Consider the following 24,226-nt stretch of genomic DNA (forward strand, 5'->3'; position numbering starts at 1 on the left):
CTCTCAGGGGTGGGTCATCCGCAGCACGTCCAGGGCCTCGTCCAACTGCTGCTCGGTGATCCGCCCCTCCGCCACATGGCCGCGCTCGAGCACGACCTGACGGATCGTCTTGCGCTCCGCCAGGGCCTGCTTGGCGATCTTCGCGGCCTCCTCGTAACCGAGGTAGCGGTTGAGCGGCGTCACCACCGAGGGCGAGGACTCCGCGTACTCGCGGAGCCGCTCGGTGTTGGCGGTGATGCCGTCGACCGTCCGGTCAGCCAGCAGTCGGGCGACGGCGGCCAGCAGCCGCACCGACTCCAGCACGTTGCGGGCGATCACCGGCAGCATCACGTTCAGCTCGAAGCTGCCGCTCGCGCCCGCGATCGCGACGGTGGTGTCGTTGCCGGCCACCTGGGCGGCGACCATCAGCGTCGCCTCCGGGATCACCGGGTTGACCTTGCCCGGCATGATCGACGAACCCGGCTGGAGGTCGGGCAGGTTGATCTCACCCAGCCCCGTACGCGGCCCGGAACCCATCCAGCGCAGGTCGTTGGAGATCTTCGTGAACCCGACGGCGATGGTCCGCAGCTGACCGCTCAGCTCCACCAGCCCGTCCCGGGCGCCCTGCGCCTCGAAGTGGTCCCGCGCCTCGGTCAGCGGCAGCCCGGTGGCGCGCGCCACCTCCTCGATCACGGCGGCGGAGAAGCCGGGCGGGGTGTTGATGCCCGTCCCGACCGCCGTCCCGCCGAGCGGCAGCTCGGCCACCCGCGGCAGCGTCGCCCGCAGCCGCTCCACCCCGTACCGGACCTGGGCGGCGTAGCCGCCGAACTCCTGGCCGAGGGTGACCGGCGTGGCGTCCATCAGGTGCGTCCGGCCCGACTTCACCGTCACCGCGAACTCCTCCGCCTTGCGCGCGAGCGCGTCGGCGAGGTGGTTGAGCGCGGGGATCAGCTCGTGGGCGACCGCCGCGGTGGCGGCGATGTGGATCGAGCTGGGGAAGACGTCGTTGGACGACTGGCTGGCGTTGACCTGGTCGTTGGGGTGGACCGGACGCCCCAGCCGCTCGCTCGCGAGCGTCGCGATGACCTCGTTGGCGTTCATGTTCGACGACGTCCCGGACCCGGTCTGGAAGACGTCGATCGGGAACTCCGCGTCCCAGCGCCCCTCCTCGACCTCCTCGGCCGCCGCCCGGATCGCCTCCGCGGTCTCCGCGTCCAGCACCCCGAGCTTCGCGTTCACCGCCGCGGCCGCAGCCTTGATCTGCGCCAGCGCCGCAATGTGCGCCCGCTCCAGCCGCTGACCGGAGATCGGGAAGTTCTCCACCGCCCGCTGCGTCTGCGCCCGCCACTTCGCCTCGGCGGGAACGCGCACCTCGCCCATCGAGTCGTGCTCGATCCGGAAGTCGTCCATATCCCGCTCAGCGTCCCAGCACGGGACGTTGTTCCCGCCCCGGACACGCCGCTGCGGTCAGCGAACCCAGTCCTTGAGCGGCTCGGTGTCGAGCTCGAACCCCACGGGCTCAGGGAGATCGACCCGCTTGCCGAACGGGCGGCGGTGGACGGTCTCGTAGCGGGTGCCGTCCGGGTCGGAATGGACGACGACCTCGCAGCTGTCCCGGTCGATCAGCAGGTAGACGGGGATGCGCGCCTCGGCGTAGGCACGGGGTTTCTCGATGCGGTCGCGCCGGTCCGTGTCCGTGTCGTAGGACGTCACCTCGGCGACGAGAAGCACCCCGTCGGTGGCGGCCCACTCGCCCTGACCCGCGATGGACGGAGCAAGGACGCCGTCGGGCCGGGCGAAGCCGTTCCGATGGCCTCGGATGCGCAGCCCCTGCTCAGGGAAGAGATAAAGCTCGGGTCGCGCTTGGATGCAGATCCGAAGCAGCCACTGGATGATCATGGCATGGTCGCCGTCGGGCACGGGCTTCTCGCACAGCCTGCCGTCGATGAACTCAAGACTGACGTCCTCGCGGGCCGCGACGCGCGCGATCTCCTCGAAGGCGTCGACGGGCAGCCGTGAGGCAGCATGGTCCGACTCGCGCTCGTGCAGGACGGTCATCCGCCAACCTCCTTCGCCACCAGAAACGCTACCGCAGCGGTACGACAGAAGGCCCCCGCAGTGTGCGAGGGCCTCCTGACGAGTGAACAGCCTGGCCGTCAGGCCTTCGGTCCGACCGGGATGTTGGTGATCAGCGGCTGGACCGGGCCCGGGTCGGTGAAGAAGTCGTTGCCCTTGACACCTGTGCCGATGGCCGGTCTCGCATTGCTCGGCCCCTGGGGGCCTCTCAAGCTTCGACCGGCTGCGCCGGACTCCGTCCGTCGGCCTGCCTGGTGGCTCTAGGCACCCGCGCGGACCTGGATGGAGGTGAAGGTCGGCGTCGGTTCCGGCGAAGCAAAGAAGTCGTTCCCCTTGTCATCGACCACGATGAACGCCGGGAAGTCCTCGACCTCGATGCGCCAGACGGCCTCCATGCCGAGCTCGGCGTACTCCAGGACCTCGACCTTCTTGATGCAGTCCTGGGCGAGGCGCGCCGCCGGGCCGCCGATGGAGCCGAGGTAGAAGCCGCCGTGCTTGGCGCAGGCGTCGGTGACCTGCTGGGAGCGGTTGCCCTTGGCCAGCATGACCATGGAGCCGCCCGCCGCCTGGAACTGGTCGACGTAGGAGTCCATCCGGCCGGCCGTGGTCGGGCCGAACGAGCCGGAGGCGTAGCCCTCGGGGGTCTTGGCCGGGCCCGCGTAGTAGACCGGGTGGTTCTTCAGGTACTCCGGCATGCCGTCGCCGGCGTCCAGGCGCTCCTTGAGCTTGGCGTGCGCGATGTCGCGCGCCACGACCAGGGTGCCGGTCAGCGACAGGCGGGTCTTGACCGGGTGCTTGCTCAGTTCGGCGCGGATGTCGGCCATCGGCCGGTTGAGGTCGATCTTCACCACGTCGTCGGACAGGTGCTCGTCCGTGGTGTCCGGCAGGAAGCGGGCCGGGTCGCGCTCCAGCTGCTCCAGGAAGACGCCCTCGGCGGTGATCTTCGCCTGCGCCTGGCGGTCGGCCGAGCAGGAGACCGCGATGGCCACCGGGCAGGACGCGCCGTGACGCGGCAGCCGGACCACGCGCACGTCGTGGCAGAAGTACTTGCCGCCGAACTGCGCGCCGATGCCCAGCTTCTGGGTCAGCTCGAAGACCTTCTGCTCCAGCTCGACGTCACGGAAGCCGTGGCCGGTCGCGGAGCCCTCGGTCGGGAGCGTGTCCAGGTAGTGCGCGGAGGCGTACTTCGCGGTCTTCAGCGCGTACTCGGCGCTGGTTCCGCCGACGACGATGGCCAGGTGGTACGGCGGGCAGGCGGCCGTGCCGAGGGAGCGGATCTTCTGCTCCAGGAAGGCCATCATCGAGGCCTCGTTCAGGACCGCCTTGGTCTCCTGGAACAGGAACGACTTGTTGGCCGAGCCGCCGCCCTTGGCCATGAAGAGGAACTTGTACGCGTCGCCGTCGGTCGCGTAGAGCTCGATCTGCGCCGGCAGGTTGGAGCCCGTGTTCTTCTCGTCCCACATGGTCAGCGGGGCCATCTGCGAGTAGCGCAGGTTCAGCTTGGTGTACGCGTCGTACACGCCGCGCGACAGCGCCTCCTCGTCACCGCCCTCCGTCAGGACGCCCTGGCCGCGCTTGCCCATGACGATCGCCGTGCCGGTGTCCTGGCACATCGGCAGCACGCCGGCCGCGGCGATGTTGGCGTTCTTCAGCAGGTCCAGCGCGACGAACTTGTCGTTCGGGCTGGCCTCCGGGTCGTCCAGGATCCGGCGCAGCTGGGCCAGGTGGGCCGGGCGCAGGTAGTGGGAGATGTCGTGCATGGCCTCGGCGGCCAGCAGCCGCAGGGCCTCCGGCTCGACCTGGAGGAAGGTGCGCCCGTTCGCCTCGAAGGTGCTGACGCCCTCGGAGGTGATCAGGCGGTAGGGGGTCTCGTCCTTCCCCAACGGCAGCAGGTCGGTGTAGGCGAACTCGGGCATCAGCGGACAATCCTCACGGTCAGGCGTCGTCGTCGGCGCGCCCTCCAGGGTATCGAGCGGTGCGCGGAAGCCGTCGGGCGGTGCGGGGGAGGTGCCCCGGATCACAGCAGAGGGCCGAGTCACTGGTCCCGGTCCGCGTCCGCTGACTATTCTCGGCGCGTGGACAACTCCTCGTCTTCGTCGTCCCATCAGCCGCCCGAGTCGGGATCGGAGCGCCTGCCGCAGGCGAAGCCGTCCTTCGACAAGCCGCAGCCCGTGGCCAAGCCCGCCGCCAGGCCGTACGCCGACCCCGCCGGGCCGGACGACCTGCGCGCCTCCGACGCCGACCGCGAGCGCGTCGCCGAGGCGCTGCGCGACGCGTACGCCGAGGGCCGTCTCGACGCGGAGGAGCACGCGGAGCGGCTGGAGGCCGCCTACGCGGCGAAGACCATGGGCGAGCTGGTCCCGCTCACCAAGGACCTCCCGGTCTCCGGTCAGCCGACCCCGACCCCGGCTCCCGCTCCGGCCCAGCCGCAGCCCGAGCCGTTCGCGGGGACGACGACGGACCACGCGATCGCGGTCTTCGGCGGCGCCCAGCGCAAGGGCCGCTTCCGCACGCGTGGGCTGCTCACGGCGGTCGCCGTCTTCGGCGGCGTGGAGATCGATCTCTCGGACGCGGTCATCGAGGGCCCCGAGCTGGTGATCAACGCCTGGACGGTCTTCGGCGGCATCGACATCACCGTCCCGGCCACCGCGAGCGTCCGCGGCGGGGGAGTGGCCGTCTTCGGCGGCTTCGACGTCCAGGAGGAGGAGTCGCAGACCCCCGGCGGGCCGGTGGTGACGATCCGCGGCGGCGCGATCTTCGGCGGGGTCTCCGCACGGCACAAGAAGCCCAAGCTGAAGGACCGGCTGCGGAAGCAACTGGGATCGGACTGATCCGGCGAGGGCGCTGACACGGCCAGGGCGCTGACCCGACGGGAGTCGCGGGTGCCAACGGCCTACGGACGGTCCCCCGTCGGGGTGGCTGCGCGGGTGTCCTGCGCGGGTTTCCGTCGAGGGCGCGCAGACCGTGGGCTATGACGCATACCCGTACCCGGACCGCGCTGCTCTGCGCCTCCACCCTGATCCTCGCCCAGGCCCCGCTCCTCGCGGGGGCCGCCGCGCCCGCCACCGCCGTCGACCGCGCCGGGTCCGACCGCGCCGGTCACTGCGTCTCCTCGCCCGGCCCCGTTCGGGGCCGGGCCCGCGCCGTCCTCGACCTCGTCCGGCAGCAGCGGCGCGCCCTGGATCTCCGTGCCGTCGTCGTCCGGGTGACCGATCACGGGCGGGACGTGTGGACCGGCGCGCTCGGGCCGTCGATGACCGAGGTGCCGGCCCGCCCGGACATGCGCTTCCGGACAGGTTCCGTGGGCATCGCCTACATGGGCACGATCCTGCTCCAGCTGGTGGACGAGAAGAAGGTCGGCCTGGACGACCCCATCGCGCGCTGGCTCCCGGACGTCCCGTACGCGAAGCAGATCACGCTGCGGCAGCTCGCCGACAGCACCACCGGCTTCCGCGACTACGTGACCGACCCGACGTTCCTGGCCGAGCTGGAGGCCCACCCGTTCAAGCAGTGGACGCCCGCCGAGCTCGCGGCCTTCCCGTTCCGCTTCCGCGACAAGCTGCTCTACAAGCCCGGGACCGACTTCAGCTACTCGCACCTCAATTTCGTGCTGATGGGCGCCGCGTTGGAGCGGATCACCCACACCCGCCTCGACCGGCTGCTGGAACAGCGGATCTACCGCCCCTTCAAGCTGCACGCGACCTCGAACAGCTACACCCCGGACATCCCGACGCCGGTGCTGCACGCGTTCACCTCGGAGCGCGGCAAGTACGAGGAGTCGACGTTCTGGAACCCCTCGTGGACCACCGCGCCGGGCGCCGTGATCACCCAGGACATCTGCGACCTGGCCCGCTCGGCCGTCGGGATCGGTTCGGGACAGACGCTGTCCGCCCGCGGCTACAAGACGCTCCTCAACCCGGGCACGGTCGGCCTCGGCAAGCCGACCAAGAAGTGCCCGGCGACGGTCTGCATGCCGCAGACCGAGGCCATCCACTTCGGGCTGTCCACGCTGGTGGTGAACGGATGGGTGCTGTCGAACCCGTCGTTCTCCGGTTATGCGGCGATCCAGGCCTACCTGCCGAACAAGGGGATCGCGATCGCGGTGTCGGTCACCAACTCGCCGAAGACGAACCAGAACGTGAACCAGGCGGACACGATCGCCACCGCACTCTCCCACCTGCTGGTTCCCAACCAGCCGCTGGCCTGATCGCGTCCGTGCTTGAGCGGACAGGAATATGACGCGACGTCATGGTTCGTGGGAATTCTGGTCAGCTTCCGGTGAGTACGACGAACCGGCGATCGGATTGTGTGGCGGGTGCATGAATCGGTTCGCACCGGGGTAGATCCCGGTGCACATCGGCTCGCCGCGATTGACGACAGGCGAGCGCGTACCCTCCCCCGGCCCGTCGTCAGGAGTGCGCTGTGCTGCATCCGATCGAAGCCAGTCAGGTGGGCCTCCGCCCCCGTGTCCCCGCACAGCGTGGCGGTCCGGATGCGGAGGACAACCCCTGGCACACGGGTGCCGCCTGCCGACGTGACGAGGCGGGTCTGTTCTTCGCCCCCTCCAAGGAGCCGACCGCCGCGCGGCTCGCACGCGAGGAGCAGGCGAAGCGCGTCTGCGCCCGCTGCCCGGTGCTGCTGGCGTGCCGGGACCACGCGCTGCTGCTGCCCGAGCCCTACGGCGTCTGGGGCGGCCTGACCGCGGCGGAGCGCCGCGTCGTCCTGGCCCGCCGTCGCCGCCACGACCAGGAGCAGGACCTGCGGATCGCGGGCTGAGCCGACCGGACTCGTGGGACCCAACGGCCGACGGAACGGTCGACGCGACGGCCGACTGAACGGTCGACGGAACGGCTGAGGGGCGCGAGGAACGGCGTCGGCGTTTCGCCTCGTTCCTCGCGCCCCTCGGGCGCTTCGGTCGGCCTTCGGCAGGCGGCCCTGGTGGGCAGCCCTCAACCGATGGCCTTCAGTTGGCGCGGTCGAAGTCCACCGCGCTGTAGGCCCGCAGCTTCGACAGCTTGTGCTCGCTGTCGATCTGACGGATCGTGCCACTCTTCGAACGCATGACCAGCGAGCTGGTCGTGGCCGTCTCGGAGCGGTAGCGCACGCCGCGGAGCAGCTCGCCGTCGGTGATTCCGGTCGCGACGAAGAACACGTTGTCGCCGCTGACCAGGTCGTCCGTCGACAGCACACGGTCCAGGTCGTGCCCGGCGTCCAGCGCCTTCTGCCGCTCGGCGTCGTCCTTCGGCCAGAGCTTGCCCTGGATCACGCCGCCCAGGCACTTTATGGCGCAGGCGGTGATGATGCCCTCGGGCGTCCCGCCGACGCCGAGCAGCAGGTCGACGCCGGTGCCCTCGCGGACAGCCATGATCGCGCCTGCGACGTCGCCGTCGGAGATGAACTTGATCCGGGCGCCCGCTTCGCGGATCTCCTGCGCCAGCTTCTCGTGGCGCGGGCGGTCCAGCAGGACGACGGTGACGTCCTCCGGGGCGGTGCCCTTGGCGCGGGCGACCGCCTGGATGTTGTGCGCGACCGGGGCGTTGATGTCGACCAGGCCCGCCGCTTCCGGACCCGCGACGAGCTTGTCCATGTAGAAGACGGCGCTCGGGTCGAACATCGTGCCGCGGTCGGCGACAGCGAGCACGGCGATGGCGTTGGGCATGCCCTTCGCCGTCAGGGTGGTCCCGTCGATCGGGTCCACGGCGACGTCGCACTCCGCACCGGTGCCGTCGCCGATCCGCTCGCCGTTGAAGAGCATGGGAGCCTCGTCCTTCTCCCCTTCACCGATGACGACGACGCCGTTCATCGAGACGGTGTGGACGAGGGTGCGCATGGCACGGACGGCGGCGCCGTCCGCTCCGTTCTTGTCGCCCTTGCCGACCCAGCGACCGGCAGCCATGGCGGCTGCTTCGGTGACGCGGACCAGTTCAAGGGCGAGGTTGCGGTCGGGTGCCTCGGGGGCAACCTCCAGAGACGAGGGCAGGCGATGCGAATGCTGATCGGTCATCGATGTTTTCGTACCTCTCTGTACGCCGACGGCCGGAATGAGGGTGCTGCGATCGTATCTTCGACCTGGGCGAATGTCTGTGGCGCCCGGCACGTGCGCCTGCCAGTGCAGCCTCGCACAGCCCCTCCATCCTCCCCCACCGGCCCGCGCCGCGCGGAACCCGCCCCCACCGACAGTGATCCACAGGCCATGGGCCACCATGGATGCGTGGCAACCGAGACAGTGACTGTGCGCAAGCGGCCGGGGATGGCCGCCAAATCCGTCCGCGACATGGTGTTGTCGCTGGCCGCGGTGCTGGCGGCGGGCATAGTGATCTATCTGTTCATCCCGCACAGCGGCGGCAACGGAGTGCACCCGGTGCAGTACGAGGACTCGGTGCCCTCGGCCCGCCGTGCGGCTCCGTACCCGCTGCTCGCCCCGGCCCCGGGCAGCCTGCCGTCCGGCTGGAACGCGACCTCGGTGAACTACGACGGTACGAACGCGGACACCTGGACGCTGGGCTTCATCGACCCGTCCACCCAGTACGTGGCCCTGGAGCAGAGCAACGCGCCGCTCAACACCGTGGTGCAGAACGCCACCGTCGACGCCGTCAAGCAGTCGGCCACGACCCTCGTGAACGGCGTCGCGTGGACGCACTACCAGGGCAGCCGCTACCAGGCGCTGGTCCTGCCGGGCGCCAAGGGCACCACCGTCGTCTTCGGCACCGAGACCTTCGCCAAGCTCGGCGACTTCGCCGCCAGGCTCAGCGACCACTGAGCTGCGGAAGACGCAGAAGGCCCCGACCGGGCGGTGCTCGGTCGGGGCCTTCTGGTTCCGGGGAACCGGCGTGCGGTCCTGATCTGACGGATCAGACGGGTCAGACGGTGGTGACGACTCAGACGGTGGTGACGACCTCGTCGTAGGAGAGGCGCGGGCTACGCGGGAACCAGGCGTTCTCGCCCGGCTTGCCGATGTTGACCACGGCCAGCACGGAGTGCTCGCCGTCGGTGAAGAACTCCTTGTTGATCGCCTCGGCGTCGAAGCCCGTCATCGGACCGGCGGCCAGACCGGCGGCGCGGACGCCGATGATGAAGTAGCCGACCTGGAGCGAGGCGTTGAAGGAGCCGGCCGCCTCACGCACCGGGCGCTCGGCGAAGACGGTGTCCTTCGCCTGCGGGAAGTGCGGGAACTGGGCCGGCATCTCCTCGTGGAACTCGTGGTCGGTGGCCAGGATGGCGACCAGCGGGGCGCCGGCGGTCTTCTCCTTGTTGCCGTCCATCATGTGCGACACCAGGCGCTCGCGAGCCTCGGCCGAGCGGACCAGGACGACACGCAGCGGCTGCATGTTCATCGAGGTCGGGCCGTACTTGACCAGGTCGTAGATGGCCTGGACCTGCTCGTCGGTGACCGGCTCGTCGGAGAACGTGTTCGCCGTGCGGGCCTCACGGAAGAGCAGGTCCTGGGCGGCGGAGTCGAGGACGAGAGCGTCGGCAGTCATGAGTCACACCTCTGGGAGATCTGGAAGGAAGGCGGCTCGGGGCGCGCCGTCTTCGAGATCCAACATAGATGATGCTTCAACTATTTCCAAAGCAGAGGTTGAAGATGTGACGTCCGTTACTCCTCCTCGTCCTCTGCTGTGTCGTCGTCCGCCCTCGCCGCTTCGTCCGTCGCCTCGGCGTCCTCCTCCGCGGCGAGGGCGGCGTCGAGGCGGGCCCGGGCGCCGTTCAGCCAGCGCTCGCAGACCTTGGCCAGCTGCTCGCCGCGCTCCCAGAGCGCCAGCGACTCCTCCAGGGTGCCGCCGCCCGTCTCCAACCTGCGCACCACGTCGAGCAGTTCGTCCCTGGCCTGCTCGTAGCCCATCGCGTTGTCCGCGGAGAGGTCCTGCTTCGCCTGCTTGGTCGCCATGCGACCAGCTTAGGAAATCCAACCGACAGCGCGTGCGGAACCGGCCTGCCGGCAGCCCGCCGGCAGGCCGCCGGATCAGCCCTGCTCGTCCGCGACCGTCACGGTGAACTCGCCCTCGGCGACGCGGGCCCGCAGCGTGTCGCCTGCGGTGACGTCGCCCGGGGCGCGGACCACCGCGCCGTCCGCCGTCCGTTGCAGGACCGCGTACCCGCGCTCCAGCGTCGCCGCGGGGGAGAGCGCCACCACCCGGGCCAGGGTGTGGTGCAGCTCGGTCTCCGCGCGGTCGAGCCGGTGGCCCAGCGTGCGGCGGGCACGGTCGACCAGCGCGCCGACCTCGTGTGCGCGCTCGTCGACCAGCCGGTGCGGCGCGGCCAGCACGGGTCGGCTGCGGACGTTCGCCAGCCCGGCGAACTCGTGCCGCAGCCGGGACTCGATCGTCAGCCGCGCCCGGTCCCGCAGGGCGTGGACGCGCGCCAACTCCTCGCGCACGTCGGGGACGACGCGCTTGGCCGCGTCCGTCGGGGTCGAGGCGCGCAGGTCGGCGACGAAGTCGAGCAGGGGCTGGTCCGGCTCGTGGCCGATGGCGCTGACGACGGGCGTGCGCGCCTCGGCCACCGCCCGGATCAGGGCCTCGTCCGAGAAGGGGAGCAGGTCCTCCACGCTGCCGCCGCCACGGGCGACGATGATCACGTCCACCTCGGGATGCTCGTCGAGGTCCTTGATCGCGGTGACCACCTCCGGCACCGCCCGCACGCCCTGTACCGGCACGTTGCGCACCTCGAACCGCACCGCCGGCCAGCGGCGGCGCGCGTTCTGCAGCACGTCCCGCTCGGCCGCGCTGGCCCGGCCCGTGACCAGGCCGACGCAGTGCGGCAGGAACGGCAGCGGACGCTTGCGCTCGGCGGCGAAGAGGCCTTCGGCGGCGAGGCTCCGCTTGAGCAGCTCCAGCCGGGCCAGCAGGTCGCCGAGGCCGACCAGCCGGATCTCCGTCGCCCGCAGCGACAACGTGCCACGCGGCGCGTACCACTCGGGTTTGGCCTGGACGACGACGCGCGAACCCTCCTGGACGAGGTCGGCGACCGCGTCGAAGACCGAGCGATAGCAGGTGACCGAGAGCGAGACGTCCGCCGACGGGTCACGGAGCGTCAGAAAGACGACACCGGCACCCGGTCGACGGCTCAGCTGGGTGATCTGGCCCTCGACCCACACCGCGCCGAGGCGGCTGACCCAGCCGCCGATCAGCTGGGAGACGCGACTGACCGGGATCGGGGCGTCGGGCGAGGTCTCGAGAGGCATGGACCGAGCCTACGGGCAGCCGCCGACAGTCCACCCTCACCGCCGCCGCATTGCTCAACGCTGTCGCGATGCTGAACGCCCTCGCGCCCGCGCCCGCTCCGTGAACAGCACGCCGAGGCCGACCGCCAGCCAGACCGCGCCGACGATCTGGGCCGTGTGCGTCGCGGCGACCAGCACCCACACGATCACCGCCGCGCCGAGCAGCGGCAGCACCAGGTGCACGACCCACCTCCGGCTGTCGTTGCGCAGCACGTACCAGGCGATCACCGACGCGTGCAGCAGGAAGAACGCCGTCAGCGCGCCGACGTTCACCACCGAGGTGAGCTGGTCCAGCCCGTCCGAGCGGGACGCCGACCAGACCGCCGCGATCAGTGTGATCGTCGCGGTGACCAGCAGCGCGGCGCGCGGTACGCCGCTGCGCGGGTCGACCTTGCCCAGCGGGCGCGGCAGGCGGCCGTCCCTGGCCATCGCGAAGACCAGCCGTCCGGCCGCCGCCTGCCCGGCCAGCGCCGCGAACGCCGCGCCGATCGCCTTGCTGACCGCGACCAGCGGATGCAGCCAGTGCCCGATCGCCGACTCGACGGTGTCGTAGAAGGCGCTGCCCTGGGCGCCCGGGTTGGCCGCCAGGTACTGCGGCGAGTCCGGTTCCAGCAGCGCGGCGAGGTAGGACTGCGCGATGAAGAGGACGCCAGCGAGCGCGAGGCAGAACAGCACCGCCTTGCCCACCTTGGCCGAGGGCCCCGCGTGCTCCTCGGCGAACGAGGCGATGGCGTCGAACCCGAGGAAGGAGAGCACCGCGACCGAGACGGCCGACATCACCGCGCCGAGCGAGAAGCCGCCGACCCCGGTGAACGGCGAGCCGAGCGGCCGGTGCGGGCTGCCGGTGACCAGTGCCTCGGTCGCGGCGGCGACAAAGACCACCAGCACCACCAGCTCGAAGAGCAGTACGACCGTCCCCACCTGCGCGGCCATCCGCACGCCGGAGAGGTTGAGCGCGGTGGTCACCACCACGGCGATCGCCGTCCAGATCCACTGGTCGACGGAGGGGACGAGCGAGTGCAGCGCGATCCCGGAGAAGACGTAGGCGACGGCGGGGATCAACAGGTAGTCCAGCATCGCCATCCACCCGGCGGCGAACCCCGCCCCGCTGCCGAGCCCGGCCCGGGCGTAGGCGTAGACCGAGCCCGCCTGCGGCACGACGCGCAGCATCCACGCGTACGAGAGCGCGGTGAACGCCATCGCCACGGTCGCCACGAGGTAGACGGTGGCCACCGCGCCGTGGCTCTTGGCGTCCAGCACGCCGAAGATCCCGACGGGGGCCATCGGCGCCATGAAGAGCATCCCGAAGACCACGAGCTCGCGGAAGCCGAGCGTGCGGCGGAGCCGGGTGTCGTCGGCGTTCGGGTACGGCTGTTCCGGCTCGACGGCGGGCCTGACGGAGTCCATGGTCCGATCATCGGTGCGGAGAGCGCGTCCGCGCAGGGGACGCGCCAGAGCTGGTGCCGCTGGGTGCCGCTGAAGCAGTGCGACCACCGGTCTCGGCATCCGCCCTCCACGCCGTGTCGCGCAGCGCCCTGCCGGTAGGCTGGTGCACATGTCTGCAACTGCTGCACGCCGTGTCCTGCTCGCCTCTCCGCGCGGCTACTGCGCGGGCGTCGACCGTGCCGTCATCGCCGTCGAGAAGGCCCTTGAGCAGTACGGGGCGCCGATCTACGTCCGCAAGCAGATCGTCCACAACACGTACGTGGTGCAGACCCTGGAGAAGAAGGGCGCGATCTTCGTCGACGAGACGGAGGAGGTGCCCGAGGGCAACATCGTCGTCTTCTCCGCGCACGGAGTCGCCCCGTCCGTCCACGACGAGGCCAAGGCCGGCAGGTTGGCGACCATCGACGCCACCTGCCCGCTGGTGACCAAGGTCCACAAGGAGGCCGTGCGGTTCGCCGAGGAGGACTACGACATCCTCCTGATCGGCCACGAGGGCCACGAGGAGGTCGTCGGCACCATGGGTGAGGCGCCCGAGCGCACCCACCTGGTCGACGGTGCCGAGGACGCGGCCAAGGTCAAGGTCAAGGACGAGTCCAAGGTCGTCTGGCTGTCGCAGACCACCCTCTCCGTCGACGAGACGATGCAGACCGTCGACGCCCTCAAGCAGCGCTTCCCGCTGCTGACCAGCCCGCCGAGCGACGACATCTGCTACGCCACGCAGAACCGTCAGGTGATCATCAAGCAGATCGCGGCCGAGTCCGACCTGGTCATCGTCGTCGGCTCGAAGAACTCCTCCAACTCGGTGCGCCTGGTCGAGGTCTCGCTGGAGGCCGGTGCCAAGGACGCCCACCTGGTCGACTTCGCCGACGAGATCGACGAGGCGTGGCTCGCGGGCGTGTCCACCGTCGGTGTCACCAGCGGCGCGTCCGTGCCGGAGATCCTGGTCACCGGCGTGCTGGAGTGGCTGGCCGAGCGCGGGTTCGGCGACGTCGAGACGGTCCACTCGGTCGAGGAGCACCTGCAGTTCTCGCTCCCCAAGGAGCTGCGCCGCGACCTGCGCGCGGAGGCGGGCAGTCTGCCCGAGTAACGGGCGGGCGGGGAGCGCCCGTCGTAGCGTGGGTCGCGTGAATGTCTTCGGAGTGGACATCGGTGGTTCCGGCATCAAGGGCGCTCCCGCGGATCTCGACCGCGGCGCGTTGGTGAGCGAGCGGCACAAGGTGCTGACGCCGCAGCCTTCCGAACCGGCGGCGGTGGTCGAGTCGGTGCGCGAGGTGGTGCAGCACTTCGAGTGGAAGGGCCCGGTCGGGCTCACCTTCCCGGGTGTCGTCGTCGACGGAAGGACCCTCACCGCGGCCAACGTCGACAAGGGTTGGATCGACGCGGACGCGGCCTCCCTCTTTCGCGACGGGCTCGGCGGCCTGCCGGTCGCCGTCCTCAACGACGCCGACGCGGCGGGCCTGGCGGAGGTCCGCTACGGCGCCGGACGCGGGCGCGACGGCGTGGTGCTGATGCTGACGCTGGGTACCGGGATCGGCAGCGCGCTCTTCGTCGACGGCGCACTGGTGCCGAACACCGAGCTCGGCCACCTGGAGCTCAACGGCAAGGACGCGGAGAAGCACACAAGTTCGGCGGCCCGCGAGAGGCACGACTGGACCTGGGCGCAGTGGGCCGAGCGGCTGGACGAGTACTTCGCGATGGTGGAGATGCTCTTCCATCCGAAGCTGATCATCATCGGCGGCGGAGTGAGCCGGAAGGCGGACAAGTTCCTGCCGCTGCTCAAGCCGCTGCGCGCCGAGGTGGTGCCGGCGCAGTTGCAGAACGACGCGGGGATCATCGGCGCGGCGATGCAGGCGGCGCAGCACTCCGCCTGACTCGCCCGTGAGGTGCGGGGGAGCGCCTACTGCGCTCCCTTGCGCCGGGCGCGGGTCAGCGAGAAGTGCCGGGCCACGGCGATCATGACGCTGAGCGCCGTCCCGGCGAAGAGCCACCCCGCGTCGAGGGCCAGCGACTCGGCCAGGCCGATCACATGGCCGCTCCAGCCGTCACCGGCGGCCCTGCCGAAGAAGAACAGCGCGATCGCGAAGCAGATCGGTCCGCTGATCGGCGCCGCCGCCAGGTCGGTGGAACGCACGCGCACCGACGCGTGGAAGCAGACCGCCACGTAGGCCAACCCGAGCAGCCACCCGGAGCTGCCGAAGAGCAGCGAGTCCAGGGCCCCGGCGGTCAGTGTCACGGCGAGGACCAGCACGCCGCAGCCCACCGCCGTCAACCGCTGCGGGCTTCGCCCACCGCCGCTCGGCGCCGGGAAGCGCGGCTGGCGCGAGCGTGAGGCAGCTTCGGGCGAGCGCGCGGGCTTGGGCACGGCCACGTTCCGCTCCGGCTGGGTGCTGCTGCGTCGGTACTCCACGTCACCAACGTAAGGTCGGATTAATGCCACATAAGTGCACGGACACGCCGGTAATTCCGTGGGGTCACCCGATTGAGCCGTTCGGGGGTGTTCCCGGCGAACCGTAGACTGGGGGGCTGTACGCTCACCCCTCTGGACCCGGGACTCCGCCACATGTCGCTCTCGATCGGAATCGTCGGCCTGCCGAATGTCGGTAAGTCGACCCTGTTCAACGCCCTGACCAAGAACGACGTCCTGGCGGCGAACTACCCGTTCGCCACCATCGAGCCCAATGTCGGCGTCGTCGGCGTCCCCGACCCGCGCCTGAACAAGCTGACCGAGATCTTCGAGTCCCAGCGCACCCTCCCGGCGACCGTCGACTTCGTCGACATCGCGGGCATCGTGCGCGGTGCGAGCGAGGGCGAGGGGCTGGGCAACAAGTTCCTGGCCAACATCCGTGAGGCCGACGCGATCTGCCAGGTCATCCGCGCCTTCAGCGACCCGGACGTGGTCCACGTCGACGGCAAGGTGTCGCCCGCGAGCGACATCGAGACCATCAACACCGAGCTGATCCTGGCCGACCTGCAGACCATCGAGAAGGTCCTGCCGCGCCTGCAGAAGGAGGCGCGCCTGAAGAAGGACACCGCCACGGTGCTGGCCGCCGTCGAGGAGGCGCAGAAGGTCCTGGAGTCCGGCCAGACCGTCTTCGCCGCCCGCCTCGACCCGGCCCCGCTGCGCGAGCTGCACCTGCTGACGGCCAAGCCGTTCCTCTACGTCTTCAACGTGGATGAGGCGGAGCTGGCGGACGAGGACTTCAAGGACGCCCAGCGCGCGCTGGTCGCCCCGGCGGAGGCCATCTTCCTCAACGCCAAGATCGAGTCCGAGCTGATCGAGCTGGAGGACGACGAGGCCCTCGAACTGCTCCAGTCCATGGGCCAGAACGAGCCCGGCCTGGCCACCCTCGCCCGCGTCGGCTTCGAGACCCTCGGCCTCCAGACCTACCTCACGGCCGGCCCCAAGGAGGCCCGCGCCTGGACGATCAAGAAGGGCGCCACCGCCCCGGAGGCGGCCGGCGTGATCCACACCGACTTCCAGCGCGGCTTCATCAAGGCCGAGGTCGTCTCCTTCGAGGACCTCGTCGAGTACGGCTCCATCGCCGACGCCCGCGCCAAGGGCCGCGCCCGCATGGAGGGCAAGGACTACGTCATGCAGGACGGCGACGTGGTGGAGTTCCGCTTCAACGTCTGAACTGTTCGAACGAGGACCCCTCTGGCTTGTGTTTGCACAGGTCGGAGGGGTTTTTGGTGTTCGGAAGTGGTGGAATTCTGCTGGAATGTTCGACGGGACTTTCGGATGCTTGCCGTGGCTGATGCGTGAGACGGTACTCGGCGAAGCCCGTCCTTGCTGAGACATGGGGTCAGGGCAGGCGGTGATCGCCTCGTCGCAGGCCGCGCTCGGCCTTCTTCAGTTGGCTCAGGGCCAGTTCCAAGGCAGCGGAGTTGCCTGTCGCGCGGCAGAACTCGGCGGCCCGCCGGTTGGCGGGGACAGCCTTCGCGTAGTGCCCGGCGTCCACCAGGGCGCCGGCCCACAGGACCAGGCCCCAGGCCTCCTTCACCGGATCCCCGCTTTCCGCGTAGGACTCATGGAGGCGCCGAAACAGGGGGAGGGTGTATTCGGCTCGTCCTGCTTGCACGATGTCGACGCCGATCTGGAACAGGACCTGCTGTTCGAGATCGGGTCTGCGCATCCCGCGGTACACGTCGGCGCAGCTCAAGGCGACCGCGGAGGCCTGCTCGTCCCGGCCCGTCGTGGCCAGCGCCTTGCCGAGGTCGAGCAGCGCCGCGCCCCGTCGGCCGTAGTCGCCGGCTTCGGCGAATGCGGGGGCGGCCCGGGTGAGGGGGGTGATGGCCTCTTCCGGCCGGTTCAGGGCCAGTTGAGCGCGGGCGAGGTCGAGCAGCGCGGACGCCTCCGCGGCGGGGAATCCGAGGCGCCCCAGGATGTCGGCGGCTCGCCGCAGGGCGGGGACGGCCGCGTCGTGGCGTGCTGCCGTGAACAGGGCTTGGCCGAAGCCGTACTGGCTGATGGCCTCCTCTCGCTCGTCCCCCGCCGCCTGGCAGCAGGCCACTGACTCCTGCCAGGCGGCGAAGGACTCGTCGGCCTGCCCCAGCGACTGCATGCAATCGGCCAGGAGGCGCAGGGCCTTGCCCCGGCCCACGTGGTCCCCGGCCTGGCGGAAGGCATCCGCAGCCTGCGAGAAGCAGGAGGCCGCCTCCTCGTGGTGCTGCTCGTGCTCCAGGCCGATGCCCGCGTTGCTCCAGGCCCGGCCCTCCCTCGGGAGGTCCCCGAGGTGCCGGTGGAGTCCGGCTTCGCGCACATGGACGGCGGTGGACTCCGCGTGTCGGCCCATCGTGCGCAGGTCGGCGCCGAGGTGGGTGGACGTTGCGGCTTCGCCGCCGGCATCACCCGCGTCGCGGTACGCCGCTACGGCCTGTCGGCGGGCGGCGATGGCCTCGCCGGTACGTTCCAGCTGCGAGAGTTCGGTGCCGAGGCCCGACCATGCGGACGCCTCTCCGCCCCGGTCGCCGGCTTCGCGGTAGACACCGATGGCCTGCTGCCAGACCAAGACGGCCTGCTCGGGTCGCTTGAGGTACGAGAGTGTCACGCCGACGCCGAGGAGCGCCGCACCCTCGGCCTCACGATCGCCGGTCTCCCGGCGGACCTCGCTCTCCCGCTCGTACGCCTTGTTGGCCTGCTCGTAGCGGCGCAGTGCGAGGTGGCTGCCGCCCAGTCTGTGCAGCATGAGGCATTCGCGTGAGCGGTTGCCCACGGCGCGGTAGAGGGCGGCGGTCTGCTCACAGACCGGGATGGCCTCCTCGTAGCGTTCGGCGCTCATCAGGGCCTCGCTGCGGTTGGACAGCGCGTCGGCTTCGTGAGCCTGATCGCCCTCCTCGCGGAAGAGGGCCGCGGCCCTCCCGCATGCGGCGGCGGCGTCCGCGAACAGGCCCAAGTGGGCGCAGACGCCGCCCAGGTTGACCAGGGCCGCGGCTTCGCCCCTGCGGAAGCCGGCCCCCCGCAGGAGGGCGACGGCCCGTCGGCAGACAGCGATGGCCTCCTCGTCCCGCTGCAGACGCGCGAGAACGCCGCCCAGCTGGCCGAGTACCTCGCCTTCCTCAGGGCGGTCGCCCGTCTCGCGCAGGAGAGCCGCGGCCCGCTCGTAGGCGGTGGCCGACTCCTCGTGCTGCTCGAGGTTGTACAGGGCGAAACCCAGCCTGCTCAGGGAGTCCGCCTCACGGGCGTGACTCTCCCTCTCCCGGTAGATGTCGGCGGCCTGCCGCAAGGGAGCCAGGGACTCCTCGAACCGCCCCAGTTTCAAGAAGGCATGGCCGAGGTTGTGCCACGGAGGGCCCGATGAGGCGCCATGAGAGGGGCCGTTCTCCTCCAGGAGGGCGAGGGCTCGTCGGCTGATGGTGACGACTTCCTCGTGCCGGTCTGCCGCAGTCAGCGCGTAGCTCTGGTTGACCAGGGCCGCGGCTTCGAGGGTCCGGTCGCCCATTTCCCGGTAGGAGGCCGCCGCCCGCCCGGAGGCGTCGGCCGCCTCGTCGGCTCGGTCGAGGCGGGACAGGGTGCGGCTGAGATTGGTCAGTGCCATGGCCTCCAGGTGGTGCTCGCCGGTCTCTTGGAAGAGGGTGGCGGCACGTTCGCCCACCGTGGCCGCCTCCGTGAGCCGGCCTGCCCCCTCCAAGGTGTTGGCAAGGTTGTTGAGCAGGTTCGCGGCGCTGCTCCGGTCGCCTGCCTCGAGCCGGACGGCTGCGGCTCGCCGGAAAGCAGTGACGGCTTCCTTGAACTTCCCGAGTGCGACCAGGGATTCGGCGGCCTGGGACAGTTCCGTGACCAGCCCGGGGAGGAGGTCGGTGCCGGGGCCCGCGTCAGCCAGGCGGCGGTGCAGATCGGCGACCCGCTCCGTCGCCGCCAGGATCTCCTCGGGCGGTGCCGGCGGGGCGAAGGCCCTGCGGGTCAGGGCCACCGCGCTCTCGGGAAGCTCGAGGGAGGGATGAGCGACCATCAACTGTCGGTACAGCTCGGCGGCTTGCCGGTACGTGGTCCGGGCTTGCTCCTGGCGGTCCAGATCGGCGAGTCGGTCGCCGAGCAGGTGCAACGACCGGGCGAGGTCGAAGTGATGGGCGCCGAAGTCCGTCTCGGCCAGCTGCCGTTGTATGGCCACGGCCTCCTCAGCACACCCCAGCGCCTCCTGAGTGCGCCCCACCTGTGCGAGGCTCAGGGTGAGGTTGTGCAGGGCGAGCGCCAGGCCGGGCTGGTGGGCTGCTGGATTCGCGGCGGCCAGGTCGCGGTAGAGGCCGACGGCCTCCCGGGTGACCGTCAAGGCCTCCTCAGTGCGGTCCGCCGCCGACAGTGCGCCCCCAAGGTTGCCCAGCGCGATGGCCAGGCCGGGGGTTTCGGCTCCGGGGTTCGTTGCGGCCAGTTCACGGGCGAGGCCGACGGCCTCCCGGTTGGCGGCCAGCGCCTCCTCGCCATGGTTCATCTCCAGCAGCCTCGCGCCGAGGTTGCCCAGTTGGGCCGCGAGCCCGCCGCGTCGGCTGACCGGGATGCCGGCGGCCAGGTCGCGGTAGAGGGAGAGGGCCTCCTGGGTGGTGGCCGCCGCTTCCTCGGTGCGGCCGTGCCCGGAGAGCCGGTGGCTGAGGTCGGTCAGGGACCTCAGCAGGGTGGGAAGGTGGTTGGCTGGGTCGCTGGCGACCAGTCGGCGGCAGATCGTCACGGACTCCTCGGAGAGGAACAGTGCCTCCTCCGTGCGACCCACAGCGGACAGCGTCCCGGCGAGGTCGTCCAGCGCGACCGCCAACTGGCGTAGGAGGTCGAGGTGTTCGGGGTCCTCCGGACGGTCGGGGGCAGCCTTGACGAGCTGTCGGCGCAGCCGGACGGCCTCCTCGCCCGGCGCGATCGCGTCCTGGTGTCGGCCCGCGTTGCCGCGGCGCCACGACAGCGTCGCGTACAGCCCCGCCCGGTCGCCGGGGTCGGTCGTCAGGGACAGGCGGTGGGCGATCAGAACCTCCATAACCGCGAGGGCGCCGATGTCCAGGTCGACGTCGCTGCCCTCGGGCAGCCGGGCCTCGACCGCCTCCAGTACGGCCAGCAGGTCCGGGTCGAGACCGCCGTCTCCGTCGTCGCCAGCGTCGTCCGGGTCGGCGAGGGCAGCCAGCGCGGTCAGGGCGGAACTGCCGGCGGCGATCGCGAGACCGGGATCGCAGCGCAGCAGCGGGTACAGGACGTCCTTGCCGAGATGCGCCCACCGGCTGGCGGCCGAGGCCAGGAAGGTCACGGTACGGGGAGCGATGACCGCCCGGAGATCCTCTTCGGCGGACGTCCCGGAGGGCTGCGCGATCAGCAGTGCGGGGGCGTCGTTCGCCCAGGGGTCGGGTTCGTACGAGCTGATGTCGTGCCCGGGAGTGAGCAGACCGAGGAAGTCCTCCGCGAGCCGGTCGGGATACAGGGGCTCCAGGACCGTGGCACGGTCGGCGGGCGGATAGCAGAAGCGGTGATCGTCCAGCAGGTGGTCGTGCGGCTCCGGCAGCTCCAGTCTGCGCAGGGCCCGCCTTCCGGTCCGGTGGCCCACCGCCCCGGTGAGGACGGCGGTGAACACGGTCTTGGCCATGACGGACTGCCCGGTGCGGTAATCCTGCCCGTGCCGCCCGGCGTCGACGAGCCGCTGCCACGCCAGGCGTTCGCGGTCCAGCAGATATGCCGACAGCTGGTGCGGCTCGTAGCGGGACGGCGTCGTGCCGTGCTTGCGGGCGTCGACCGCGACCAGCGCGGCCATCTGCAGGTTCAGGGGCAGGCCGAAGTCGCTCTCGCCGAGGGAGGCGGGCGGCCGGATGCTCGCGGCATCGGTCACGCCGTACAGGTCGCTCGCGGCGTAGCGGTCGCGGGCGGAGGTGAACATCCGCAGCCGGTCTCCAGCCAGCGAGGGCAGGAGCAGGTCGTCGGCAGCGGCGCGGCGCTCGCCGAGTTCCGCGCGCAGGGCGGCGAACCAGCGGACGGTGCGGCCGATCAGTAGTACCCGCGTGGGCCGCGACTGGGTCAGGACGGTGGTGGACAGCAGGCGGGTCAACTCGCTGTGCGCCCACCGGTCGGCGTAGTCGACGACGAGGAGCACTCCGGCGGTGTCGCCCGGCGCGGCGGCGCCGTTGCCCTGCGGGAAGGGCCCCGGGGAGGCGCCCTGGAAACCCGCGTGCAGGACCTGCCACGGCCGCGCGGCAGGCGCGTCCGAACCGGCCCGGCCACGGGAGCGCTCGGCGAACTCCAGGGCGAGCCGGGTCTTGCCCTGTCCACCGGGAGCGTGCAGCAGCAGGACCGACAGCGCCGGTGCGTCGGCGTCCCGCCATTGCCGCAGCTGTTCCAGTTCGGCCTCCCGGCCCACGAACGGCACGATCTGGCTGCGGGCGTCCAGCAGTCGGCTGGGCTGCCTCATCAGCCAGGCTGGGTCGGGGGCGGCCGGCACGGGAAGATCCTCGACGGCGGGCAAGCGCGAGCCGTACACGTTGATCGTCGCACTCTGGCTCTGGACGCCCCAGCCCTTGGGCCCCACGTTCTGAACGAACGTCTGCGGATCCGGTGTCCGAGGGCTCCCGGGAACCCCGGTCACTGCTGATCACCCACGGTTCCCGGGTGCTGCGTGATGGTCACCGTGGCGTTCTCCGACTGAATGCCCGTACCGCCGGTGATGTTCTGCACGAACCGGGCGGCCGGCTGCGGCTGCACCGCGTCGCCCGGCGGGGGCACCTCCGGGGCCGGCCGTCCGGCACCGGCCCCCGCCACCCAGATCCATGCCTCTCCCCGGTACTCCTTCTCCGTGACGGACACCCGCCGAAACTCCGCCTCCCGGAAGGTGGTGTGTGCGGCTTTCACCACGTCGTGGAAGACGACTGCCGACACGCCTACGGCAAGAGCGGCCTCCGGGGACTCGGCGAGGGCCGCACGCAGGGCCGCGCTGTCGAGGATCCGGCCGATCTCCACGGGGGCCGGGCCGACGAAACCGTTGGCGCCCGGCGCCGCGGGGCCGAAGTGGACGGCTGCCCGCAGTCTGAGCCGTGCCTGGGGGATCCGGTTCTGGTTGAACACCCGCAGACCGGCGTCCAGTTCACGCATGAAGGGGTCGATCAGAGCCGGCTCGTATGCTGATTCGGGCAGGACGGCGAACACCGAGTCGCCGCCCTCCTGGGTGAGCCACCCCGCGCGGTCGAGGCGGGCGGTGTCAGCGGCCAGATCGAGCAACCGCCGGATCTCGTCCTGGAACTGATGCTGTGTCACCACATCGTGGCCGCCGTAGCCCTGTGCATCGACCGCCAGCAGCAGCCGGCGCCCGAACTCCGCCGGGCCGCCCCGTACTTCCTCATGGTTCGCAGTCATGACACCTCTCGGCCCGCGTACTTCAAGGCGCAGATCCCCTTGTCGTCCTGATCTGCCATGACCGGCAGAGTTGTTCCGCGTCAGATCGGCGCCCGCTTCCCCTTCCGCAGGCACCGACACTGCTGTCGTACACCCGCGGCCCCGAAGTAAACCCGGTGGAAGTACGGAATGCCGTCGATCCTGACGCATGCGTGATGCCGAGAACCCTCAGAAGTGACTGGTTCGAGTCGGGAGGTCGGTGCCTAATTGCCCTACCGGACGGAACGCGCCGTCACCGAACGAAGGAGGTCTCCATGGGCTCCGCGCGACACGATGCCCGGAGGGAAACCGAACGGGGAAGCGCTGACCGCCCCGCGCAGTACATGTTCACCGCGCTGCACGCCACGCACCAGCACGCGGACACGAAGGCCGGTATTCTGGCAGCAGCGCAGGCGGCGCTAGCCGGTACGGCGGGGGCATGGAGTCAGCGGGCCGCGGTCGCCTGGGAACGGGGCGGCGCCGCCGGGGTGTTCGCCGGTGTACTCCTCGCCCTGTTCGTCTGCGGGCTGGTCGGCGGCGTGGTGAGCCTGGCGGCTGCCTTGAGCCCGCGGTTGCTGCGGGATCCCGACCTCAACCGCTACAGCTTCGTCCAGCTCGCGGCGGGGCTCGACGTGCTGCCTGCCGACGGGGTGCAGCCGGACGAGTCCGCGGACCGGCGGGAGCTGTCGCACACTGTACGGTTTCTCGCGCGCGTGGCCGTACGCAAGCACCGCTGGCTGAGGGTGGCGGTGGTGTGCACGGCGGTCATGGGCGCGACCGGGGGACTGGGAGTGGTGCTCTTGCGGGTGATGGTCTGACGACACCGGCACCGGGCGGACGCGGCGTCAACCGCGTGCGGAACGCCTGGGTGTTGTCCGTCGGCTTGCTGCCTCACGGCTCGTCTCGTCGTGAGGTACCGAATTCGGTACCGGGAGTGTACTGTTTTAGGTACAAGGCGTGGGAGCGATTGGCGCGAGAGGGGCGACACTCATGACGATCACTGGAACCGAGGCGCGGCGGGACTTCTTTCCGTTGCTCAAGAAGGTCAACGACGATCACGCGCCGGTGCGGATCGCTTCCAAGCAGGGGAACGCCGTCCTCATGGCGGAGTCGGACTATGAGGCGTGGATAGAGACCATGTATCTGCTCAGCAATGCGCGCACCGCGGCTGAGCTGATGGAGTCCGTTGCCGAGCTGGATGCCGGGCGCGGGACGATGCGCGACCTGATCGACCCGGAGGCGACGGAGTGAAGGTCATGTTCTCCACCCGCGCGTGGGAGCAGTATGCGCAGTGGGCCATGACCGACCGGCGCACGCTCAAGCGCGTGAACCTCCTGATCGCGGACATCCAGCGGAACCCGGACGATGGCAACGGCCTCGGAAAGCCCGAGCTGCTGAAGGGCGCACTGAAGGGCTGGTGCTCGCGGCGCATCACGGAGGAACACCGGCTCGTGTATCGGGTGAACGGCGACGTACTGGAGATCGCCCGGGTCTACGGCCACTACGCCGACCGTTGAGGCGTGACGCTGGCGCAGGAAATCGGCGTCGGCTTGGGGAACGGGTGTGCAGCACGTCTGTGTCCCGACCAGCCTCGCGAACGCGCCGACGGTGCTGGCTCCGTGCTGGATACAGCGGCCTCTTTTGGTTCCGTCGGGGCTTTGGTCGTCCTGAAATGG

22 protein-coding genes are annotated in these 24,226 nt (G+C 70.6%); 10 read left to right on the forward strand and 12 right to left on the reverse strand.

What is annotated here, in order from left to right:
• Positions 1-3: 3 nt before the first annotated feature.
• From ABH940_RS04825 to ABH940_RS04840, 4 genes are all read right to left on the reverse strand, one after another.
• Positions 4-1,389 carry a class II fumarate hydratase gene (locus tag ABH940_RS04825; protein WP_370061282.1) on the reverse strand — a complete coding sequence of 462 codons (1,386 nt, stop codon included), beginning with the start codon at positions 1,387-1,389 and terminating at the stop codon, positions 4-6.
• 57 nt (positions 1,390-1,446) lie between these two features.
• Complete coding sequence (locus tag ABH940_RS04830; RefSeq protein WP_370061280.1) at positions 1,447-2,037, reverse strand: Uma2 family endonuclease; 591 nt, start codon at positions 2,035-2,037, stop codon at positions 1,447-1,449.
• Positions 2,038-2,135: 98 nt separating this feature from the next.
• On the reverse strand, positions 2,136-2,267 hold the full coding sequence (locus ABH940_RS04835; RefSeq protein WP_370061278.1) for a hypothetical protein: 132 nt from the start codon (positions 2,265-2,267) through the stop codon (positions 2,136-2,138).
• Between the two features lie 48 nt (positions 2,268-2,315).
• Positions 2,316-3,971, reverse strand: a complete 1,656-nt coding sequence (locus ABH940_RS04840; RefSeq protein ID WP_370104413.1) for a fumarate hydratase — start codon at positions 3,969-3,971, stop codon at positions 2,316-2,318.
• A gap of 159 nt (positions 3,972-4,130) precedes the next feature.
• On the opposite strand from ABH940_RS04840, the gene ABH940_RS04845 reads away from it, so the two are divergent.
• From ABH940_RS04845 to ABH940_RS04855, 3 genes are all read left to right on the forward strand, one after another.
• Entirely contained in the window at positions 4,131-4,886 is a 756-nt protein-coding gene (locus ABH940_RS04845; protein WP_370104415.1) for a DUF1707 domain-containing protein, read from the forward strand.
• A gap of 140 nt (positions 4,887-5,026) precedes the next feature.
• Positions 5,027-6,262: a serine hydrolase domain-containing protein gene (locus tag ABH940_RS04850; RefSeq protein WP_370061272.1), complete on the forward strand. Its 1,236-nt coding sequence runs from the start codon at positions 5,027-5,029 to the stop codon at positions 6,260-6,262.
• 215 nt (positions 6,263-6,477) lie between these two features.
• Entirely contained in the window at positions 6,478-6,831 is a 354-nt protein-coding gene (locus ABH940_RS04855) for a WhiB family transcriptional regulator (RefSeq protein ID WP_370061269.1), read from the forward strand.
• A 187-nt stretch (positions 6,832-7,018) separates the two neighbouring features.
• On the opposite strand, the gene glpX is transcribed toward ABH940_RS04855, so the two are convergent.
• Positions 7,019-8,059 (reverse strand): class II fructose-bisphosphatase, encoded by a 1,041-nt coding sequence (gene glpX / locus ABH940_RS04860; protein ID WP_370104417.1) that lies wholly within the window; start codon positions 8,057-8,059, stop codon positions 7,019-7,021.
• Positions 8,060-8,266: 207 nt separating this feature from the next.
• Here glpX and ABH940_RS04865 point away from each other — a divergent pair, with 207 nt between their 5' ends.
• Complete coding sequence (locus ABH940_RS04865) at positions 8,267-8,815, forward strand: DUF4245 domain-containing protein (RefSeq protein WP_370104419.1); 549 nt, start codon at positions 8,267-8,269, stop codon at positions 8,813-8,815.
• A gap of 118 nt (positions 8,816-8,933) precedes the next feature.
• Here ABH940_RS04865 and ABH940_RS04870 read toward each other — a convergent pair whose 3' ends face one another.
• The 4 genes from ABH940_RS04870 to ABH940_RS04885 form a co-directional block, all read right to left on the reverse strand.
• On the reverse strand, positions 8,934-9,536 hold the full coding sequence (locus tag ABH940_RS04870; RefSeq protein ID WP_370104421.1) for a malonic semialdehyde reductase: 603 nt from the start codon (positions 9,534-9,536) through the stop codon (positions 8,934-8,936).
• A gap of 116 nt (positions 9,537-9,652) precedes the next feature.
• Positions 9,653-9,943: an exodeoxyribonuclease VII small subunit gene (locus tag ABH940_RS04875; protein WP_370104423.1), complete on the reverse strand. Its 291-nt coding sequence runs from the start codon at positions 9,941-9,943 to the stop codon at positions 9,653-9,655.
• Positions 9,944-10,018: 75 nt separating this feature from the next.
• Complete coding sequence (gene xseA, locus ABH940_RS04880) at positions 10,019-11,239, reverse strand: exodeoxyribonuclease VII large subunit (RefSeq protein WP_370104425.1); 1,221 nt, start codon at positions 11,237-11,239, stop codon at positions 10,019-10,021.
• 54 nt (positions 11,240-11,293) lie between these two features.
• Positions 11,294-12,685 carry an APC family permease gene (locus ABH940_RS04885; RefSeq protein ID WP_370104427.1) on the reverse strand — a complete coding sequence of 464 codons (1,392 nt, stop codon included), beginning with the start codon at positions 12,683-12,685 and terminating at the stop codon, positions 11,294-11,296.
• 148 nt (positions 12,686-12,833) lie between these two features.
• On the opposite strand from ABH940_RS04885, the gene ABH940_RS04890 reads away from it, so the two are divergent.
• Both ABH940_RS04890 and ppgK read left to right on the forward strand, forming a co-directional pair.
• Positions 12,834-13,811, forward strand: coding sequence for a 4-hydroxy-3-methylbut-2-enyl diphosphate reductase (locus tag ABH940_RS04890; protein WP_370061253.1), 978 nt, complete (start codon positions 12,834-12,836; stop codon positions 13,809-13,811).
• Positions 13,812-13,848: 37 nt separating this feature from the next.
• Positions 13,849-14,595 (forward strand): polyphosphate--glucose phosphotransferase, encoded by a 747-nt coding sequence (gene ppgK / locus ABH940_RS04895; protein ID WP_370061251.1) that lies wholly within the window; start codon positions 13,849-13,851, stop codon positions 14,593-14,595.
• 26 nt (positions 14,596-14,621) lie between these two features.
• On the opposite strand, the gene ABH940_RS04900 is transcribed toward ppgK, so the two are convergent.
• Entirely contained in the window at positions 14,622-15,131 is a 510-nt protein-coding gene (locus ABH940_RS04900; protein ID WP_370104429.1) for a DUF6542 domain-containing protein, read from the reverse strand.
• Between the two features lie 153 nt (positions 15,132-15,284).
• Between ABH940_RS04900 and ychF the strand changes: the two genes are divergently transcribed.
• Entirely contained in the window at positions 15,285-16,358 is a 1,074-nt protein-coding gene (gene ychF / locus ABH940_RS04905) for a redox-regulated ATPase YchF (protein ID WP_370104431.1), read from the forward strand.
• Between the two features lie 169 nt (positions 16,359-16,527).
• On the opposite strand, the gene ABH940_RS04910 is transcribed toward ychF, so the two are convergent.
• Both ABH940_RS04910 and ABH940_RS04915 read right to left on the reverse strand, forming a co-directional pair.
• The gene (locus ABH940_RS04910) at positions 16,528-21,711 is read right to left on the reverse strand and encodes a tetratricopeptide repeat protein (protein WP_370104433.1); all 5,184 of its coding nucleotides are present in this window, start codon (positions 21,709-21,711) and stop codon (positions 16,528-16,530) included.
• A 53-nt stretch (positions 21,712-21,764) separates the two neighbouring features.
• Positions 21,765-22,532, reverse strand: coding sequence for a hypothetical protein (locus ABH940_RS04915; protein ID WP_370061242.1), 768 nt, complete (start codon positions 22,530-22,532; stop codon positions 21,765-21,767).
• A gap of 293 nt (positions 22,533-22,825) precedes the next feature.
• Between ABH940_RS04915 and ABH940_RS04920 the strand changes: the two genes are divergently transcribed.
• The 3 genes from ABH940_RS04920 (at position 22,826) to ABH940_RS04930 (ending at position 24,067) form a co-directional block, all read left to right on the forward strand.
• On the forward strand, positions 22,826-23,368 hold the full coding sequence (locus tag ABH940_RS04920; protein ID WP_370061240.1) for a Pycsar system effector family protein: 543 nt from the start codon (positions 22,826-22,828) through the stop codon (positions 23,366-23,368).
• 172 nt (positions 23,369-23,540) lie between these two features.
• The gene (locus ABH940_RS04925; protein WP_370061237.1) at positions 23,541-23,801 is read left to right on the forward strand and encodes a type II toxin-antitoxin system Phd/YefM family antitoxin; all 261 of its coding nucleotides are present in this window, start codon (positions 23,541-23,543) and stop codon (positions 23,799-23,801) included.
• Positions 23,798-24,067 (forward strand): Txe/YoeB family addiction module toxin, encoded by a 270-nt coding sequence (locus ABH940_RS04930; RefSeq protein WP_370061235.1) that lies wholly within the window; start codon positions 23,798-23,800, stop codon positions 24,065-24,067. Before ABH940_RS04925 ends, ABH940_RS04930 begins: the two co-directional genes overlap by 4 nt.
• The last annotated feature ends 159 nt before the right edge of the window (positions 24,068-24,226 follow it).

It is taken from the genome of Streptacidiphilus sp. BW17 (assembly GCF_041262485.1).
GTDB lineage: Bacteria > Actinomycetota > Actinomycetes > Streptomycetales > Streptomycetaceae > Streptacidiphilus.